We start from the raw sequence: 16,415 nt of genomic DNA on the forward strand, positions 1-16,415 counted from the left end.
AGCGGAGGTCAGAGATACATCCCGGTACGGTGGCCGCCGGTGTCACGCTGGGCCGGTTTGTCGGCGTCGCCGAAGAACCGCTTGCCGCCGAACTCGCCGTGCAGCCGGTCGTCCAGTTCGTCGGCCAGCCCCATCATCACCTGCACCGCGAGCATCAGGTGGGTGGCCTGGAAGTTGCGGCCGAAGACCGGGATCGACGCCCAGACCGTGTCGTTGACGCAGTAGAGGCGACCGATCGGCATCCGGTTGGTCAGCTCGGACAGCTTGACGTAGAGCTGCTCGGTCGGCTCGACCTCCGTCAGCACCGGCGAGAAGACGTCGACGAGCGGCGGGTTGTCGCGTACGCGTACGAAGACCATCGCCGAACCGGCGCGGATGCCGATGTCGCCGTCCGCGTCGACCTGCAGCTCCTCTGGCGGGGTCTTGAGCAGGGTGGCGACGACGGTACGGACCCGCTCGGCGAGGTCGAGCTGCTCCTCGCTGGCCGGAACCGTGCTGGGCGCGCCGGCGAGCGCGTTGTCGAGATCGAAGCCGTGGTCCTCGGGGCGCAGTTCGTGCCGGGCGGTGCCCAGCGGGTCGGCCGGGATCGGCTCGTCGTCGGCGTCGTGCACCAGGTAGACGAGGAAGGCGGGATGCGGGGCGTGGTAGACGTCACGCAGGGTGCGGGAGACGGTGACGGCCAGGCTGCCGGCCTCGGCGCGGGTGGCCTGGATGCCGAACGAGTCGCCGGATCCCTCGACCACTCCGGGCGGCGACCAGCCGAGCGCGACCAGGTCGGCGACGGCCGTCCGGTCCATCCGGTAGCCGGCGGGCAGGGCGGCGTTGCCGACCGCGAGCGCACCGAGCCGGTCCTGCTCGTCGATGCGGATGCTGACCGAGTAGACGGCGTCGCCGGTGCCGGACGCGGTCGGATCGAGGGTGAGGTCGACCTGCGCACCGGCCGGCAGGGTACGCAACGAGTCGGCGAGCGCCTGGGCGAAGTCCTGCCACGCCTGCGTCACCTTCGCCCGCAGGTCGGAAGTGCTCGGATCGTCGAGCAGGATGTGCTCCGTCATGACATCTCACTCCGCTCGCCCATGATCGCGTCCGTCCGTCGTGCATACCCTACCCAGCGCGAGCGGCCGTCGACATGCCCCGTTTCGGCCGGTGGATCGGCCCTGACGAAGGCTCAGCGGCGGTGCCGGACGAAGAAGTCCCAGATCACCTCGTTGGCGTCGACGGCGACCGGCGGGTAGGCGGGTGATCCGGGCCAGGCGTGCCCCATGTCGGTGACGACGTAGTCGACGATCTCACTGCCGTCGGCGCACTTCGCGGTGGTCCGCCCGACGCCGCGGCCGGGGTCGACGAAGGCCGGGCGGCCCGGCCGGCAGGCGAGGTTGTCCCGCCACCGGCCGATGCCCTCGATCATGCTGGCGTGGGACCGGTCCGACGTGCCGACGAAGGTGATCACGGAAACCGGCCGGGGTGGCTTGTAGCCGCTGTCGTCGTACGCCCGACCGCCGGTGAAGCCGCCGCTGACCGGCGCCACGGCGGCGAAGACGTCGCTGCCCTCCACCGCCAGCTTCCAGGCCATGTTGGCCCCGGCGGAGAAGCCGGTGGCGTAGACCCGGGCCGGGTCGACGCCCCAGGTGGCGACGAGTTCGCCGACCAGGTGGCGGAGGAATCCGACGTCGTCGGCGTCGGTGCAGCAGCCGATGCCGTTCCAGGCCCGCTGCGGGGCGTTGGGATAGGCGACCAGGAACCCGTGGCGGTCGGCGGTGGCGTCCAGCCGGCTCGTCTCCCGTACGGCGGTGGCGTTGCTGGGCCGGCCGTGCAGCACCACGACGAGCGGGGTGGGGGTGCCGGGCCGGTAGCCGGGTGGGGCGTGCAGGAGGGTGTCCCGGGTCCGGCCCTCCCAGGGCAGGTGCAGGGTGTGGTCGCCGGGAGCCGGTGACGGCGGTGGAGCGGTGGGCGTATCCGATCGGGTCGCCGGCGCGGTGGTGGCCGGCGCGGCGGCCCCCGTCGGGGCGGCGGGTCCGGGGTCCGGACCGCCGCAGCCGGCCGCGCCGGCCGCGAGCACCAACACGTACGCGATGAGCCGCGTGATCCGTCGCATGGCGCCCCTCCTCCTCTATGTCACTTCTGACATGGCACTATGTCAACCCAGACATAGTTACGTCGTCGCCAGGAGGTAACGGTTTGGCCACCGTCAGCACGCTCGGCTACGCGCTGCTGTGCGTGCTCCACCGCGGGCCACTCACCGGCTACGACATCGTGCGGCGGATGCGGCGACCGATCGGCTACTACTGGACCGCACAGCAGAGCCAGATCTATCCCGAACTGGCCCGCCTGTCGGCCGCCGGCCTCATCGAGCACGAGGCGGACAGCGGACCCGGGCCACGGCAGCGCAAGACCCACCGGCTCACCACCGCCGGCCGGGAGGCGCTCGCCGAGTGGCTGGTGCGGCCCGCGGTCGTACGCCCGCCACGCGACGAGACCGTGCTCCGGACATACGCGCTGGCCATGGCCGACCCGACCGCGATGCGGGAGATGTACCTCGCCGAGGCGGAAACGTACGAGCGCCAGCTGGCCGACTTCACCGGGCAGCACGCCGAACTCGCCGCCCGCGGCGCCGGCGATCCCACCCATCCGGAGTTCGGCGCGTACGCCACCCTGGAGTTCGCCCTGCTGCGCTACCCGTCTCGCATCCAGTGGTGCCGATGGCTTGCCGACCGGCTCGCCGAGCTGGCCAGCCGAAACGCCAAGCCGTAGGCCGATCGGCCATCGACCCCGACCGGCAGGCTGTGAGATGGTTCAGGCATGGCGAAGAAGCCGCCGCGCGACGACGCCGGCGACCGTGACCTGCGGATCAGCCCACCGAAGCGGTCGGCCGCCGGGCTCCCCGGCGTCACCCACGCGCTCGCCGACGGGCTCGCCCAGATGGGCGTACGGCGCACCGCGCTGACCCTGCTCAAGATCAACCAGGCCGACGGGTTCGACTGCCCCGGCTGCGCCTGGCCCGAGCCGGCACCCGCCAAACGGTCCCATGCCGAGTTCTGCGAGAACGGCGCCAAGGCCGTCGCCGAGGAGGCGACGCTGCGCCGGATCGGCCCCGACTTCTTCGCCGCCCACCCGATCTCCGAACTCGCCGGGAAGTCCGACCACTGGCTCGGCCAGCAGGGCCGGCTCACCACACCGATGGTCCGCCGCCCCGGCGCCGACCACTACACGCCGATCGCTTGGGACGAGGCGTTCGAACTCACCGCCTCCCACCTGCGGGCCGCCGCGCCGGACGAGGCACTGTTCTACACCTCCGGCCGTACGTCGAACGAGGCCGCCTTCCTCTACCAGTTGCTCGCCCGCGCCCACGGCACCAACAACATGCCGGACTGCTCCAACATGTGCCACGAGTCGTCCGGCGTGGCCCTGACCGGCACCATCGGCATCGGCAAGGGCTCGGTCACCCTCGACGACATCCACCGGGCCAAACTGATCGTCGTCGTCGGGCAGAACCCCGGCACCAACCACCCCCGGATGCTCTCCGCCCTCGAACACGCCAAGCGGACCAACGGCACGAAGATCATCGCCGTCAACCCGCTGCCCGAGGCCGGCCTCCGCCGCTTCCGCAACCCGCAGCGGCCGGACGGCATCGTCGGGCCGGGCACCGTGCTCGCCGACGAGTTCCTGCAGATCCGCGTCGGCGGCGACCTCGCCCTCTTCCAGGCGATCGGGGCCCTGCTGGTCGAGTGGGACGCCGTCGACCCGGCCTTCGTCGCGGCCCACACCACCGGCCATGACGACTACGTCGACGCGCTGCGCAAACTCGACTGGGACGACGTGATCGCCTCGACCGGCCTGACCCGGGCCGAGATCGAGACCGCGGCCCGGATGTTCGCCGACTCCGAAGCCACGATCGTCTGCTGGGCCATGGGGCTCACCCAGCGCCGCGACTCGGTCGGCGCCATCCGCGAGATCGTCAACGTGCAACTCCTGCGCGGCATGCTCGGCAAGCCCGGCGCCGGCCTCTGCCCGGTCCGCGGCCACTCCAACGTCCAGGGCGACCGGACCATGGGTATCTGGCACGAGACGCCGTCGTGGGCCGGCCGGCTCGGCGAGTTGCTGTCGGTCGACATGCCGACCAGGCACGGGTACGACACCGTCGAGGCGATCCGGGCGATGCGCGACGGCCGGGCGAAGGTCTTCGTCGCCCTGGGCGGCAACTTCGCCGCCGCCACCCCGGACACCGACGTGACGCTGGCCGCCCTGCGGTCCACCCCGCTGACCGTCCACGTGTCGACGAAGCTCAACCGCTCGCACGTCGTACCCGGAGAGACGTCGCTGATCCTGCCCTGCCTCGGCCGGACCGAACGGGACGTGCAGGCGTCCGGCGAGCAGTTCGTCACCGTCGAGGACTCGATGTCGGCGGTGCACTCGTCCCGGGGCCGGCTCGCCCCGGCCTCCGACTCGCTGCTGTCGGAGATCTCGATCGTGGCCCGGCTGGCCCGGGCACTCATGCCGGACTCCACCATCCCGTGGGAGACGTACGAGGCCGACTACCGGGCGATCCGCGAGATCATCGCCGCCGTCGTACCCGGCTTCGAGAACTTCGAGGCCCGGGTGTCGCGACCCGGCGGCTTCACGCTGCCGCACCCGCCCCGCGACCGGCTGGCCTTCGACACTCCGTCCGGCCGGGCCCACTTCACCGTCAACGAACTGTCGGTGATCCGGGTGCCGGAAGGACGGCTGCTGCTCCAGACGATGCGCAGCCACGACCAGTACAACACCACCATCTACGGCATGGACGACCGCTACCGGGGCGTCAAGGCCGGCCGGCGGGTGGTGTTCGTCAACCCCGACGACCTGGCCGCACTGGGGTTCACCGACGGCGAACTCGTCGACATCGTGTCGGAGTGGTCCGACGGGGTCGAACGGCGGGCACCGGCGTTCCGGGTGGTCTCCTACCCGTCGGCGCGCGGCTGTGCCGCGACCTACTTCCCCGAGGCGAACGTGCTGGTGCCGCTCGACTCGACGGCGGTCGGCTCGAACACACCGACCTCGAAGCAGATCATCGTTCGGCTGGAGCCTGCTCCAGCGCAAGCGCGCTGAGGCGGGCCGCCGCCTGGGCCGGGTCGGCACCGCGACCGACCGCCAGCCCGAGCAGGTAGGCGGTCACCGGGGCACCGGGCCGGATCACGTGGTGTGCGACGTCGCGGGCCAGGTCCAGCACCACCGGTACGTCGACCTCGGTCGGATCGAGTCCCAGTTCGGCGCAGGCGGTCGTGACCCAGTCGTCCAGTGCCGTCATCGCGTCCACTCCTCCGCCCGCCGTACGTCGTCGACAGTGTCGCAGTCGAACCATGGCGGCGGGGCGTTCCCGGTCCGGGTCGGGCCGTGCTCCTCCCGACCGGTCGGGCCGTTCCCCTCCGGACCGGTCGGGTCGGGCCGGCCCGGGCTGCCGGAGTCGGTCCCCCACGTCACCTCGGCGACGTCGAGCCCGTCGAGCAGCGCGCGCATCGACGCGCCGACCAGCGTCCCGCCCCGGGCCTCGGCGAGCCGGGCCGTCGCGGCCAGCAGAGAGTCGATCCGCCACACACCGCACAGCAGTTGCCGGCGGCCGTTCCCGTCGACGAAGAGCGCCCCGTCGCGGGTGCAGTGCCGACGCAGCGACGCCACCGCCTCCGCGGTGAGGAACGGCAGGTCGGCGGCGAGCACCGCGACCAGTTCCGGCCGGAGCGCGGTGTGGGTGAGGTGTGGCGCGGACGGGGCGACGACCGCCTCGGGCCGGGCAACGGCCACGGCCGGGTGGGCGATCGGCGCGACCGGCAACGGGTGCAAGCCGGGCAGGGCGGTCGGGGTCGGGGTGACCGTGACGGACGGGTCGGCCGTGGACAGGTCGGCGGTGTCCCCGGTGAAACGGTCGGAGATGTCTCTGCCGGGCCGGACGGACGCCGCCATGGTCAGCCGGGCGAGGCCGGCGGCCAGCGCGGCGACCGGTCCGGAGCCCGGTGGGTCCTCCCGGGCGGTCAGCACGTCGGCCGGCAGACCGTCCGGGGGACCGACGACGATCCGTGGGTGCGCGTCGGCGATGGCGGCGAGGACGCGGTCCCGCATCGGCCGGCCGCCGACCGGTACGGCCGGCTTGTCGACCCCGGCCATCCGGCGGGCAGCCCCACCGGCGAGCAGCACCGCCGCGTACTGGTCCACCGCCCCACGGTAGCCGCTCCGTACGTCCTTACGATCGGAGGTACGCGGCGGTGTTTCCGGGCTGCGTGATCGTCTGCGGGTGAGGCGTTCCGTGGCCGGCGTGTCGACGGTCTGAGCCGCAGACGATCGAGACGCCATGGACGGGGCGGGGCCGGCACGCCGTCCGGCGAGGCAAGATGGCGGGATGGGACGGGCGACGGATCGGCGTACGGTGCTGCGGATCGACACTGCGGCGCAACCCGCCGCCCGGCGCCGGCCGGACACGCTCAGCGCCGAGGAGCCACTGGAGATCCGGGTCGGCCGGGCCGGTCCCGACCCGCGGCGGCCGCTCGCCGTGACGATGCGTACGCCGGGCGACGACCTCGACCTGGCGATGGGTTTCCTGCTCACCGAGGGCCTGATCGGCGCCACCGACGACGTGGTGACCGCCCAACTGTGCGCCGGCACCGACACCCCGAACACCTACAACGTCGTCGACGTGGTGCTCGCCGACGGGCTGCCGGAGCCGCAGACCGACCCGTCCCGCAACTTCTACACGACCAGCTCGTGCGGGGTGTGTGGCAAGGCGAGCATCGACGCGATCCGTACCCGGTCGCGGTTCGCCGTCGACACCGATCCGCTGACGGTGCCGGCGGAGCTGCTGACCGTGCTGCCCGACCGGTTGCGGGCGGCGCAGCGGGCGTTCGAACGCACCGGCGGACTGCACGCCGCCGGCCTGTTCACCAGGGACGGGGACCTCGTCGTGCTGCGCGAGGACGTCGGCCGCCACAACGCGGTCGACAAGGTGGTGGGCTGGGCGCTCCGGGAGCAGCGCCTGCCGCTGCGGGACCATCTGCTGCTGGTTTCCGGGCGGGCCAGTTTCGAGCTGACCCAGAAGGCGTGGATGGCCGGGATTCCGCTGCTGGCGGCGGTGTCCGCGCCGAGCACGCTCGCCGTCGACCTGGCCGCCGAGGCCGGCATGACACTGGTCGGCTTCCTGCGCGGCACCACGATGAACGTCTACACCCGGCCGGACCGGATCACCACGTGAGCACTCGCCTGAAGCCCGGCCCTTCTGGCTGCAGAACACCGACCGGCGATCCCGTGTTTGCTATATAGGCGAGTTTGCGATAGCCGCAAACTCGCCAGCATGGCAAACTAGAGCAGTGAGTTTGACGGATAGTAAGCGCCTGCTGAGCCAGGCGTGGCAACAACTGGTGACGCTTCTGCCGGAATACCTCGAGCTCAGCGACGTGACGGACGGTCAACCGGGTGCTGACGTAGCCGTTGACAGGCTGTGGAGGGTGCGAACCACCGACGGTAGCGAAAGCCTCATCTTCGTCGTCGCGAAGAACTCTCTGGAACCACGGGATGCCGGGCGCCTGCATGCCCAGGGGACAGAACCGGGTCGACTGACGGCGCAACAACCCGTCACCCTCCTGCTCGTCGCGCCGTGGTTGAGCGCTCGGTCACGGGAACTGCTTGAGCGGCAAGGCTGCTCCTATCTCGATCTGACCGGCAACGTCAACTTCCGGGTCGAGCGACCGGCCGTCTATCTGCGACTGCAAGGAGGTGACCGCAATCCCGACCCGAGGCTGCGTCCGCCGGTCCGGTTGTCCGGCGCGAAGGCGCGAAGGCTGGTGCGGTTACTTGTCGATTTCGCTCCGCCCTACCGGTTGACCGACCTCGCACGGGCCGGGGATTTAAACCGGGGCTACGTCTCCAGTCTGCTCAACACATTGGACGAACAAGCGCTCCTCGAGCGTGATCGAAGGGGGGTCGTCGAAGACGTCGACTGGCCGGCGCTACTCGTGGCCGCAGCGAGCCCGTACGATCTTTTGCGCAATAATCCAGGCAAACTCTTTATCTCACCAGTGGGTGCGGCCAACCTGTACCGCCAGCTTGGCGATGCGGCTCCAAGAGCGGTTGTGACCGGCTCATTCGCGGCATCGGCCATCGCGCCGGTCGTCGCGCCGACGCAGTTGGTCCTCTATGTGGAAGACACCTCTGCCGTTTCTCGGCTTGGCCGTCTACTTCCAGCAGACCGAGGAGCCGACGTAGTGCTCCTGCGGCCAGAGGATCCTATGCAGGTCGAACGAACGCGGCCGGTGACCGGACGCATACACGTCGGATTGAGCCAGTTGGTGCTGGACTGCCTCGGCGGCAACGGCCGACTTCCGGAAGAAGGACGGGCAGTTTTGGAGTGGATGCGCACAAACGAAAGCGACTGGCGGCGCCGAGATTTTCCTGGCTTCGATGACGGCTCTTCGAAATTAAGCGGGGTTGAGGTGTCCGCGGTGTCGGCGGGTGGTGGCGGTGCGGGTCCGTAGGCGCTGGTTCTCGGGGTTGCGGAAGCCGTAGGCATCGCGGGCGACGGTCTTGATAACCCGATTGGTTCCTTCCGAGCCGGCATTGGTGATGCCGGTGGTCAGGAACGCCAGTATTTGTGGCCACCAGGTCTCGATCGTGGTGGCGAGCCGGTGGAGTTCGGGCAGGTCAGAGGCGGCGCAGCGGGCGTAGAAGCGGTACAGCAGCCGGTGGACGTGTTCCCTGTTCGGCTGGGTGCGGGCGGTCGCGAGCAGGTCGAGCAGGTCCTCTTTCGCGTTCCACGCGGCCAGGATCGGAGCACCGATCGCCGCCGGGAGGGCATCGAGGGTGTCGACGAGGCGGTCGACGTGCTTGCCGGGCATACGGGCGGCCGAGCGGGTCAGCCGGTTCCGCATCCGCCATTCCGGGTCGCTGCCGCGACCGCGGCGCCCCCGCTGGATCAGGGTCATGCGGCGGCGGACCTCGGTGACCGCCCGGTTGGCCAGCTGCACGACGTGAAAGTGATCGACGACCAGCACCGCGTGCGGCAACACCTGCCGGATCGCGGACTTGAACACGGTGCACATGTCGATCGCCACCGCCTGGACCCGCTCACGCCAAGCCGGCGGGCGAGCGGTCAGCCAGCCGGTCACCGCCGCCGTAGTGCGGCCTTCGACCTGCGCGAGTAGTCCCTGACCGCCAGACAGATCGCAGAAGCCGACGTGCCAGCGGTCCGCAGTCACGGTCCACGAACCAGCGGGAGTGTCCCAGATCCAGCGCGGCTTGCCGCGGCGAACTTCATCGATACCCAGCACCGCGACCGGCTCCGGCTCGGCCGGCAACACCCGCTTCGCGTGGGCAGTGAACGCGGCAGCCACGACCGGCCAGGAGATCCCGTGGTCCCGGGCGGCCTGCACGATCGTGCGACCCGCATCGGCGACCGCCGCCCCGGCCGCCTGCCGCAGCCGGCTGGTCAGCCGGACACGGGCCGGGACCTGTGCCACCTGCTCGGTGAACGACTTACGCGGACAGCCTGACGTCGAGCAGTACCAGCGACGTTTGCGCCAGCGCAGCCGTACCGCCCGGCCACCTACCGGCAGGTCCCGCGGCCGGGTCGTGGTCCACTGCTTCACCCGCACTGCCCGCTGCCCGCACTGCGGGCAGCATCGTGCCTGCTCACAACCGGTGGACAGGTCCACCACCGGAACACCGGTGACATCCAGCTCGACCCGCTCGACGACCAGGCCGTCCAGGCCCAGCAGCCGGGTCGTATCGTTGACCATGCTCGCAGCTCTTCACTTGTGACCATCCGAACTAGACACTCAGATGATCACCGATGAGCTGCGAGCCCCTCACGCTCGGGTCGGCTCAGCCACGAACCCCGCCCAAGTTCGAAGAGCCTCGATGACTAAGGTCGCCTCCCGTGAGCACCTCTACGGACCCCCTGTACATAGCTGCGCGCCGTGTACTACTGGACGCTTTCGAAGCCCTGGCCGAACACCGAAAGGCTGTCATCCTGGCCGGCGCTCAGGCGATATACGTGCGCACCGGCGACGCTGAACTCGACATCAGCATCGCGCCATTCACAACGGACGCCGACCTCACCCTCGACCCTCGGATGCTCGGCCAGGAACCCAAGATCGAGGAAGCGATGCGGTCAGCAGGGTTCCGACTGACTACCGAGCCGGGCATCTGGATCGCCTCGACCGCCATAGGTGGCCGTACCGTTGACGTTCCAGTCGATCTACTCGTACCCGAGAGGCTCGCGGGCCGGGGCCGACGCTCGGCGGAACTGCCAACACACGGCAAGAATGCGGCCCGTCGGACCCCTGGCCTGGAGGCTGCCGCCGCCGACCACAGCAACGTACTGATCACCAGCTTGGACCCGCAGATCGATCGACGCGCACTGCTCGTCCCAGTAGCAGGAACCGCAGCATTGCTGGTGGCAAAGGCGCACAAGCTGCATGAACGACTGACCGCCGTAGATGCCAGGCGACTGGACCGAGTCAAGCCAAAGGACGCCAGCGACGTGATCCGTCTGATGCAGTCAGATCCTGCCGACCATGTCGGAGCCAGGCTACGGACACTGGCCAACGATGACATGGCCGGCGCGAGCGTACGCGATGGCGTCGAACACCTGCGCGAACTATTCGGCCGTAGGCGCTCTCCCGGTGTCGACCTGGCTGTCCAGGCTCTAACGACAGCCACGCCCGAGACATTCGTCCGAACGCTGGCCCCGGCATACATGGCAACGCTGCTACGCAGTTACAACAGTTGAACGGGCCGCCCATGAAGGGCGGGCCCACGGCGGTCAGGTGCCGATCCGGCGACGGCGGGTCCGGCGGCGTGCGGGTCCGGCAGAACGCCGAGGGGGCATGCGGCCACCGGCCTGTGGCCACTCGGCGAGCATCGAGGGCGGGGTTCCCAGTTGCAGCGCCTCGTCGATCAACAGCGCCATGGAGTAGCCGGGTTCGGCGTGCAACGCCCGGTCGATCGCGACGCTCGCCAGCGCGCCGTTGCCGGCCCGCCAGGCGGCGAACGCGAGCAGGCTCGCGGGGGCGGCGGCGAGTCCGGGCTCCACCCGTCGCACCACGTCCGTCCACATCGTCACCTGCCAGTCGTCGTCGCCGATGCGTTCCCAGGCGTGGTCCCGGACCGGCAGGTGCGGCAACAGCACGGTCAGCCAGGCCAACTCGTCGTCGGTGAGCCGCCCCTGCTCCCGGTGCCGGGTCATCGCGGCCCGTACGGCGGCCTCGCCCGCGATGCGCACCACCCGGTCGGCCGTCGTCGGCGGAGCCGCCCCGTCGACCAGTTCGCGGAGCCGGTTGTCGGCGCGGCGGGTGGCCTGCCGCATCGCCTCGCGGGCCGGCCCGACGACCGGGGCGACCTGGTTGGCCAGCGCCGCCCGATCGGGGAGCGCGACCTGGCCGGCGAAGGTGGCGGCGGCCGCCACCTCGGTTGCCGCCGGGTCGTATGCGGTGCCCTCGGCGGGACAGCAGTCGACGGCGTCGCACAGGTACGACCAGTAGCGGCCCTCGGTCACCCGCAGCGCCTCCAGCACACGCAGCCGGGCTTCACGCAGCGCCGTCCCGACCAGTTCGACGGTCGGGGTGACCCGGGTCGCGGCACCGTAGCCGACGATCATCGCGCTGTCGGCCCGCTGCCTGGCGACGACCAGGGCGAGATGCCGGGCGGTGGCGTCCCGGGCCGGGGCGGACGCGCCGGGCGTGGGCAGGTCGCCCCGAGCCGCGAAGACGATCTTCGAGCCGCGAAGTGCCACCACCACGACGCTGTCGGCCGGGTGGAACCCGATCAGGTAGGGCACGGCGGCGAGGAGGTCGGCGGGCGAGCGCACGGAGAGCTTCGGCGCCGGCGGCGGCCCCGACCGGGCGCCGGGTCCGGTGGACGGCGGCTGGTCGGGCGGGGGCGGGGGATCGGTCAGGGTCATGCCGAGCAGCCTGGCCCGGCCGCCCGTTGATCGGAATGCCCTGCCCCGCGCCTGTGGACGACACGCCGGTCATCCACAGTCACGCAGAGTATTGTCGCTGCTCAGGACCGAAACCGCACTCCGTGAAGTGCGACGTCGTCGCGGTCGCCACCGCCACCACCCGGCTGCAGGTCGAGGGTCAGCTCGACGGCGGACAGCACGTCGTAGCCGGCCGCGTGCAGGCAGCGCAGAGCCTGCTCGTTGCGGGCCTGCGGGCGTACCGTCAGCTTGTCCAGACCCCGGCGGCGGGCCTCGTCGGCGACCCGGCGGAGCAGCGCGCGACCGATTCCCCGGCTGCGATGGGTCCGGGCCACCACCACCGGTTCGACCTGCCCCGACGACCCGTCCATGATCAGACCGACCAGGCCGACCACGCCGTCGACCGGGTGTTCGGCGACCCACACGCCGGACAGGTCGAGCCTGGTCAGATATTCCTCGAACGCCGCACCCGGGTCGGCGCCGCCGTGCCCCGGATCGGCGTAGAGCACACCATGGTGGGTGGCCAGTTCGGCGCAGAGACTCCGGCCGGCTCCGTGGTCGGCGGGCCGGTACGGGCGGATCGCGACCTCGTTCATAACGCCTGCTCACTTCGCTCGCGGCCGCCATGATTCGATCTGAGCTTGCCGATTCCTTCACTACGCTCGCTCATACCTCATCTCTACCCCCGAATCGGCCGCCGCGATACCACCTGGGGAGCACAGATTTGGCTGGGCAACGGTTAGGTTGCCCGGATGGACCTGGCCTACCTCCGGGCGCACCCGCAGCACCTGCCGACCTTCCTCACCCACCAGCGGATTCGCGAGACGCCGGTGGGTGGCGGGGACATCTGCGCGGCGTCCCGCCTCACCCTCGACGACGGCAGCTCGCTGTTCACCAAGACCTGGCCGCCGGGGTCGGCCACACCCGTACCGGAGGGGTTCTTCGCCGCCGAGGCGGCCGGGCTGGCCTGGCTGCGGGCGGCGGACGCGGTGCCCGTACCGGAGGTGGTCGTGGCCCTGCCGGACCTGCTGGCGCTCGAGTGGGTCGAGCCCGGACCGGCCACCGCCCGCGCCGCCGCCCGGTTCGGCCGGGAACTGGCGGCGCTGCACCGGGCCGGGGCGCCCGCCTTCGGCGCCGAGTGGCCGGGCTTCATCGGCGCGCTGCCGCAGGACAACACGCCGTCGGCCGGGCCGTGGTCGGCGTGGTTCGCCGAGCGTCGGCTGCTGCCCTACCTGCGGCGGTCGGTCGACAACGGCGCGCTCTCCGCGACCGAGGTCGCCCTGGTGGAGCGGCTGGTCGCCGGGATCGACGGGTACGGCGGCACGGAGCCGCCCGCCCGCCTGCACGGCGACCTGTGGCCGGGCAACGTGCTGTGGGCCGCGGACGGGCGGGCCTGGCTGGTCGACCCGGCGGCGCACGGCGGGCACCGCGAAACCGACCTGGCCCAGCTCGCGCTCTTCGGTGGCGCACCGCACCTCGCGGAGATCATCGACGGGTACGGCGAGGTGTGGCCGCTGGCCGACGGCTGGCGGGAGCGGGTGCCCGTACACCAGTTGCACTTGTTGCTGGTGCACACCGCGCTGTTCGGCGCCGCCTACGCCGGTGCGGTCCGGGCCGCCGCCGAGGCGGCCCTGCGTGCCTGAGCACCGGGTACGGCGGGCACCGGCGACGCGCTACCGTCGGACGATGACGACCGTCGGGCAGCCCGAGCGGGCCGGGCTCGCCGACCGCTTCGGTCGGACGGCGACCGACCTGCGGGTCTCGCTGACCGACCGGTGCAACCTGCGCTGCACCTACTGCATGCCGGCCGAAGGGCTGGCCTGGCTGCCGCGCGACGAGATGCTCGGCGACGCCGAGGTGATCCGGCTGGTCCGGGTCGCGGTGGAGCGGCTGGGCGTCACCGAGGTCCGGTTCACCGGCGGCGAACCGCTGATCCGCCCCAACCTGGTCGGCATCGTGGCGGCCGTGGCCGGGCTCAGCCCTCGTCCGAGGCTGTCGCTGACCACCAACGGGATCGGGTTGGCCCGGCTCGCCGGACCGCTGCGGGACGCCGGACTCGACCGGGTGAACGTGTCGCTGGACACCCTCGACCGGGCCCGTTTCGCCGAGCTGACCCGCCGGGACCGGCTGCCCGACGTACTCGCCGGGCTGGCCGCCGCGGCGGCCGCCGGCCTGACACCGGTGAAGGTCAACGCCGTGCTGATGCGGGGGATCAACGACGGCGAGGCCGTCGACCTGCTGCGGTTCGCCCTCGCCAACGGTTACGAACTGCGGTTCATCGAGCAGATGCCGCTCGACGCGCAGCACGGCTGGAACCGGGCGGAGATGGTGACCGCCGACGAGATCCTGGCCGATCTGCGGACCGGGTTCACCCTGCGCCCCGACCCGACCGAACGGGGCGGCGCACCGGCCGAGACCTGGCTGGTCGACGGCCACTCCGCCCGCGTCGGCGTGATCGGCACGGTGACCCGGCCGTTCTGCGGCGACTGCGACCGCACCCGGCTGACCGCCGACGGGCAGGTACGCGCCTGCCTCTTCGCCGTCGAGGAGACGGACCTGCGCGCGGCGCTGCGCGCCGGTGCCGGCGACGCCGAACTCGCCGACCGGTGGCGGGCCGCGATGTGGGGCAAGAAGGCCGGCCACGGCATCGACGACCCGACGTTCCTGCAACCGGCCCGCCCGATGTCGGCGATCGGCGGCTGAGGGTGGCGGAATCGCAGCTCACCGTGCGCTACTTCGCCGCCGCACGGGCCGCGGCGGGCACCGCCGAGGAGACCCTCGCGGCGGTACGGTCGCTGGACGAACTCGTCGACCTACTCGCGGCCGCGCACGGGGAACGGCTGGCCCACGTACTGGGGATCGCGAGTTTTCTGGTCGACGGAACCGCCTGGCATGATCGTCTAGCACCACTTCCGGCGGGCGTGACCGTCGACGTCCTGCCGCCGTTCGCCGGCGGCTGAGGAGGGCTTGGATTCCATGGCCGTCATCGGCTTCGCGGGGACGATCGCGGTCGTCACCGGCCTGATCCACCTCTATCTGTGGAAACGGCTGGTCCGCGACACCACCCGCCGGGGACGGTGGCGGCAGGTCGGCAGCGTGGCCGCGCTCGCCCTGGCCGTGCTCGTACCGGTCACCCTGGTCACGTCGCGGTCCGGCCTGACGTGGCTGGTCTGGCCGGGCTACCTGTGGCTCGCCGTCATGTTCTATCTGCTCGTCGTGATGTTGGTGCTCGAGATTCCGATGCTCGTCGCCCGGCTGACGCTGCGCCGCCGACCGGCTGCCGCGCCGACCGGACCGTCCGACACCGAACCGGCCACCGAGTCCCTGGTCACCGAACCGGCCCTGGTGGGCGGCGGCCCGGCCGAACCGCCGGCCCCCACCGCACCGCCCGCTCCGCCCGCGGCCGAGCCGGGCCACGATCCCGCCCGCCGGCTGCTCCTCGCCCGCGGCGCCGCGATCTTCGCCGGCCTCACCGCCACCGGCCTCACCGGGTACGGCGTGTCGACCGCGCTCGGCCCGCCACGTATCGACCGGGTGAGCATCCCGCTCGCCCGGCTCCCCCGGGCCCTGGACGGGTTACGGATCGCCACCGTCTCCGACATCCACATCGGGCCGCTGCTCGGCCGGGCGCACACCCAGCGGATCGTGGATCTGATCAACGGGCTCGACGCCGACCTGGTGGCCGTGGTCGGCGACCTGGTCGACGGGCCGGTCGCGGAGCTGGGGCCGGCGGCGGCCCCGCTGGCGGATCTGCGGGCCCGCCACGGCAGTTTCTTCGTGACCGGCAACCACGAGTACTACGCCGGTGCGGAGGAGTGGGTCACCGAGGTCGACCGGTTGGGTCTGCAGGTGCTGGAGAACGAGCGCCGGGAGATCGTCACGCCGCGCGGGGTGCTCGACGTGGCCGGCGTCAACGACCCGGCGGGCGAGGGTACGGGCGCCACCGGCGGCCCCGACTTCGACCGGGCGCTCGGCGACCGGGACCCGGACCGTCCCGTCGTACTGCTGGCCCACCAGCCGGTGCTGGCACAGGAGGCGGCGAAGTACGGGGTCGACCTGCAACTGTCCGGGCACACCCACGGCGGCCAGATCGTGCCGTTCAACCTGCTGGTGGGTCTGGAGCAGCCGGTGGTCTCCGGCCGGGGCAACGTCGACGGCACCGAGGTCTACGTCACCAACGGCGCGGGCTTCTGGGGACCACCGGTACGGGTCGGCGCCCCGCCCCAGATCAGCCTGATCGAGCTACGCAGTCCTTGATCCCCGAACCGCCCACCCGGCCGGTGCGGCGCCCGGCCACCGCACCGCCCGGCACCACACCGCCCGGCCAGCGCGGCGATCAAGGAAACATCGTGCCCCCTATGCCTCTTTTGTCGGGTGATTTGTCCTTGATCTACCGCACTGACGGGTAACCTGACGGGATAGTGCATGTCACGGTCGCGCGTGGCGCCCACCGCTGCCCGACGCGCGCGTGATTTGATGC

The 16,415-nt window shown here is 71.5% G+C and carries 16 protein-coding genes; 9 read left to right on the forward strand and 7 right to left on the reverse strand.

Annotated elements, in window-relative coordinates:
- Positions 1-8: 8 nt before the first annotated feature.
- The gene (locus QCD66_RS36360; RefSeq protein ID WP_364213365.1) at positions 9-1,055 is read right to left on the reverse strand and encodes a T3SS (YopN, CesT) and YbjN peptide-binding chaperone 1; all 1,047 of its coding nucleotides are present in this window, start codon (positions 1,053-1,055) and stop codon (positions 9-11) included.
- 113 nt (positions 1,056-1,168) lie between these two features.
- The gene (locus tag QCD66_RS36365; RefSeq protein WP_364213363.1) at positions 1,169-2,095 is read right to left on the reverse strand and encodes a PHB depolymerase family esterase; all 927 of its coding nucleotides are present in this window, start codon (positions 2,093-2,095) and stop codon (positions 1,169-1,171) included.
- Positions 2,096-2,178: 83 nt separating this feature from the next.
- Between QCD66_RS36365 and QCD66_RS36370 the strand changes: the two genes are divergently transcribed.
- Together QCD66_RS36370 and QCD66_RS36375 are read left to right on the forward strand one after the other, a co-directional pair.
- Entirely contained in the window at positions 2,179-2,751 is a 573-nt protein-coding gene (locus QCD66_RS36370; RefSeq protein WP_375734295.1) for a PadR family transcriptional regulator, read from the forward strand.
- Between the two features lie 48 nt (positions 2,752-2,799).
- Positions 2,800-5,085, forward strand: coding sequence for an FdhF/YdeP family oxidoreductase (locus tag QCD66_RS36375; RefSeq protein ID WP_375734296.1), 2,286 nt, complete (start codon positions 2,800-2,802; stop codon positions 5,083-5,085).
- Here the strand turns inward: QCD66_RS36375 and QCD66_RS36380 are convergent.
- Positions 5,045-5,284, reverse strand: a complete 240-nt coding sequence (locus QCD66_RS36380; RefSeq protein WP_407566961.1) for a DUF6457 domain-containing protein — start codon at positions 5,282-5,284, stop codon at positions 5,045-5,047. The two genes, QCD66_RS36375 and QCD66_RS36380, sit on opposite strands and share 41 nt — an antisense overlap.
- Entirely contained in the window at positions 5,281-6,135 is an 855-nt protein-coding gene (locus QCD66_RS36385; RefSeq protein WP_407567277.1) for a molybdenum cofactor guanylyltransferase, read from the reverse strand. The genes QCD66_RS36380 and QCD66_RS36385 overlap by 4 nt, the downstream gene beginning before the upstream one ends.
- A gap of 232 nt (positions 6,136-6,367) precedes the next feature.
- Here QCD66_RS36385 and fdhD point away from each other — a divergent pair, with 232 nt between their 5' ends.
- Both fdhD and QCD66_RS36395 read left to right on the forward strand, forming a co-directional pair.
- Complete coding sequence (gene fdhD, locus QCD66_RS36390) at positions 6,368-7,213, forward strand: formate dehydrogenase accessory sulfurtransferase FdhD (protein ID WP_375734298.1); 846 nt, start codon at positions 6,368-6,370, stop codon at positions 7,211-7,213.
- 115 nt (positions 7,214-7,328) lie between these two features.
- Positions 7,329-8,492, forward strand: coding sequence for a hypothetical protein (locus QCD66_RS36395; RefSeq protein WP_407566962.1), 1,164 nt, complete (start codon positions 7,329-7,331; stop codon positions 8,490-8,492).
- Here the strand turns inward: QCD66_RS36395 and QCD66_RS36400 are convergent.
- On the reverse strand, positions 8,436-9,752 hold the full coding sequence (locus QCD66_RS36400; RefSeq protein WP_407566963.1) for an ISL3 family transposase: 1,317 nt from the start codon (positions 9,750-9,752) through the stop codon (positions 8,436-8,438). The genes QCD66_RS36395 and QCD66_RS36400 overlap by 57 nt on opposite strands.
- Positions 9,753-9,892: 140 nt before the next feature.
- Here QCD66_RS36400 and QCD66_RS36405 point away from each other — a divergent pair, with 140 nt between their 5' ends.
- Positions 9,893-10,747 (forward strand): hypothetical protein, encoded by an 855-nt coding sequence (locus QCD66_RS36405; protein ID WP_375732625.1) that lies wholly within the window; start codon positions 9,893-9,895, stop codon positions 10,745-10,747.
- Between the two features lie 33 nt (positions 10,748-10,780).
- On the opposite strand, the gene QCD66_RS36410 is transcribed toward QCD66_RS36405, so the two are convergent.
- Positions 10,781-11,917, reverse strand: a complete 1,137-nt coding sequence (locus tag QCD66_RS36410) for a DUF4192 domain-containing protein (RefSeq protein ID WP_375732624.1) — start codon at positions 11,915-11,917, stop codon at positions 10,781-10,783.
- Between the two features lie 101 nt (positions 11,918-12,018).
- A complete protein-coding gene (locus tag QCD66_RS36415; RefSeq protein WP_375732623.1) occupies positions 12,019-12,531 on the reverse strand; it encodes a GNAT family N-acetyltransferase in 513 nt (170 codons plus the stop codon).
- Positions 12,532-12,687: 156 nt separating this feature from the next.
- On the opposite strand from QCD66_RS36415, the gene QCD66_RS36420 reads away from it, so the two are divergent.
- From QCD66_RS36420 to QCD66_RS36435, 4 genes are read left to right on the forward strand one after another with little or no spacing between them, the layout of a single operon-like run.
- Positions 12,688-13,578: a fructosamine kinase family protein gene (locus QCD66_RS36420; protein WP_375732622.1), complete on the forward strand. Its 891-nt coding sequence runs from the start codon at positions 12,688-12,690 to the stop codon at positions 13,576-13,578.
- A gap of 43 nt (positions 13,579-13,621) precedes the next feature.
- Positions 13,622-14,638 carry a GTP 3',8-cyclase MoaA gene (gene moaA, locus QCD66_RS36425; protein WP_375732621.1) on the forward strand — a complete coding sequence of 339 codons (1,017 nt, stop codon included), beginning with the start codon at positions 13,622-13,624 and terminating at the stop codon, positions 14,636-14,638.
- Between the two features lie 2 nt (positions 14,639-14,640).
- Positions 14,641-14,895: a MoaD/ThiS family protein gene (locus QCD66_RS36430; RefSeq protein ID WP_375732620.1), complete on the forward strand. Its 255-nt coding sequence runs from the start codon at positions 14,641-14,643 to the stop codon at positions 14,893-14,895.
- A 16-nt stretch (positions 14,896-14,911) separates the two neighbouring features.
- Complete coding sequence (locus QCD66_RS36435) at positions 14,912-16,192, forward strand: metallophosphoesterase (RefSeq protein ID WP_364213324.1); 1,281 nt, start codon at positions 14,912-14,914, stop codon at positions 16,190-16,192.
- Positions 16,193-16,415 lie beyond the last annotated feature (223 nt).

The organism is Polymorphospora sp. A560 (genome assembly GCF_045781765.1).
In the GTDB taxonomy this organism is placed as follows: Bacteria; Actinomycetota; Actinomycetes; order Mycobacteriales; family Micromonosporaceae; genus Polymorphospora; species Polymorphospora lycopeni.

What these genes read in the sequence shown, in the direction of transcription:
- QCD66_RS36385 (WP_407567277.1), bottom strand. Translation starts at nt 6,135, where the DNA reads ATGGCCGGGGTCGACAAGCCGGCCGTACCGGTCGGCGGCCGGCCGATG.
- QCD66_RS36415 (WP_375732623.1), bottom strand. Translation starts at nt 12,531, where the DNA reads ATGAACGAGGTCGCGATCCGCCCGTACCGGCCCGCCGACCACGGAGCC.
- QCD66_RS36420 (WP_375732622.1), top strand. Translation starts at nt 12,688, where the DNA reads ATGGACCTGGCCTACCTCCGGGCGCACCCGCAGCACCTGCCGACCTTC.
- QCD66_RS36410 (WP_375732624.1), bottom strand. Translation starts at nt 11,917, where the DNA reads ATGACCCTGACCGATCCCCCGCCCCCGCCCGACCAGCCGCCGTCCACC.
- moaA (WP_375732621.1), top strand. Translation starts at nt 13,622, where the DNA reads ATGACGACCGTCGGGCAGCCCGAGCGGGCCGGGCTCGCCGACCGCTTC.
- QCD66_RS36360 (WP_364213365.1), bottom strand. Translation starts at nt 1,055, where the DNA reads ATGACGGAGCACATCCTGCTCGACGATCCGAGCACTTCCGACCTGCGG.
- QCD66_RS36380 (WP_407566961.1), bottom strand. Translation starts at nt 5,284, where the DNA reads ATGACGGCACTGGACGACTGGGTCACGACCGCCTGCGCCGAACTGGGA.
- QCD66_RS36400 (WP_407566963.1), bottom strand. Translation starts at nt 9,752, where the DNA reads ATGGTCAACGATACGACCCGGCTGCTGGGCCTGGACGGCCTGGTCGTC.
- fdhD (WP_375734298.1), top strand. Translation starts at nt 6,368, where the DNA reads ATGGGACGGGCGACGGATCGGCGTACGGTGCTGCGGATCGACACTGCG.
- QCD66_RS36435 (WP_364213324.1), top strand. Translation starts at nt 14,912, where the DNA reads ATGGCCGTCATCGGCTTCGCGGGGACGATCGCGGTCGTCACCGGCCTG.
- QCD66_RS36375 (WP_375734296.1), top strand. Translation starts at nt 2,800, where the DNA reads ATGGCGAAGAAGCCGCCGCGCGACGACGCCGGCGACCGTGACCTGCGG.
- QCD66_RS36365 (WP_364213363.1), bottom strand. Translation starts at nt 2,095, where the DNA reads ATGCGACGGATCACGCGGCTCATCGCGTACGTGTTGGTGCTCGCGGCC.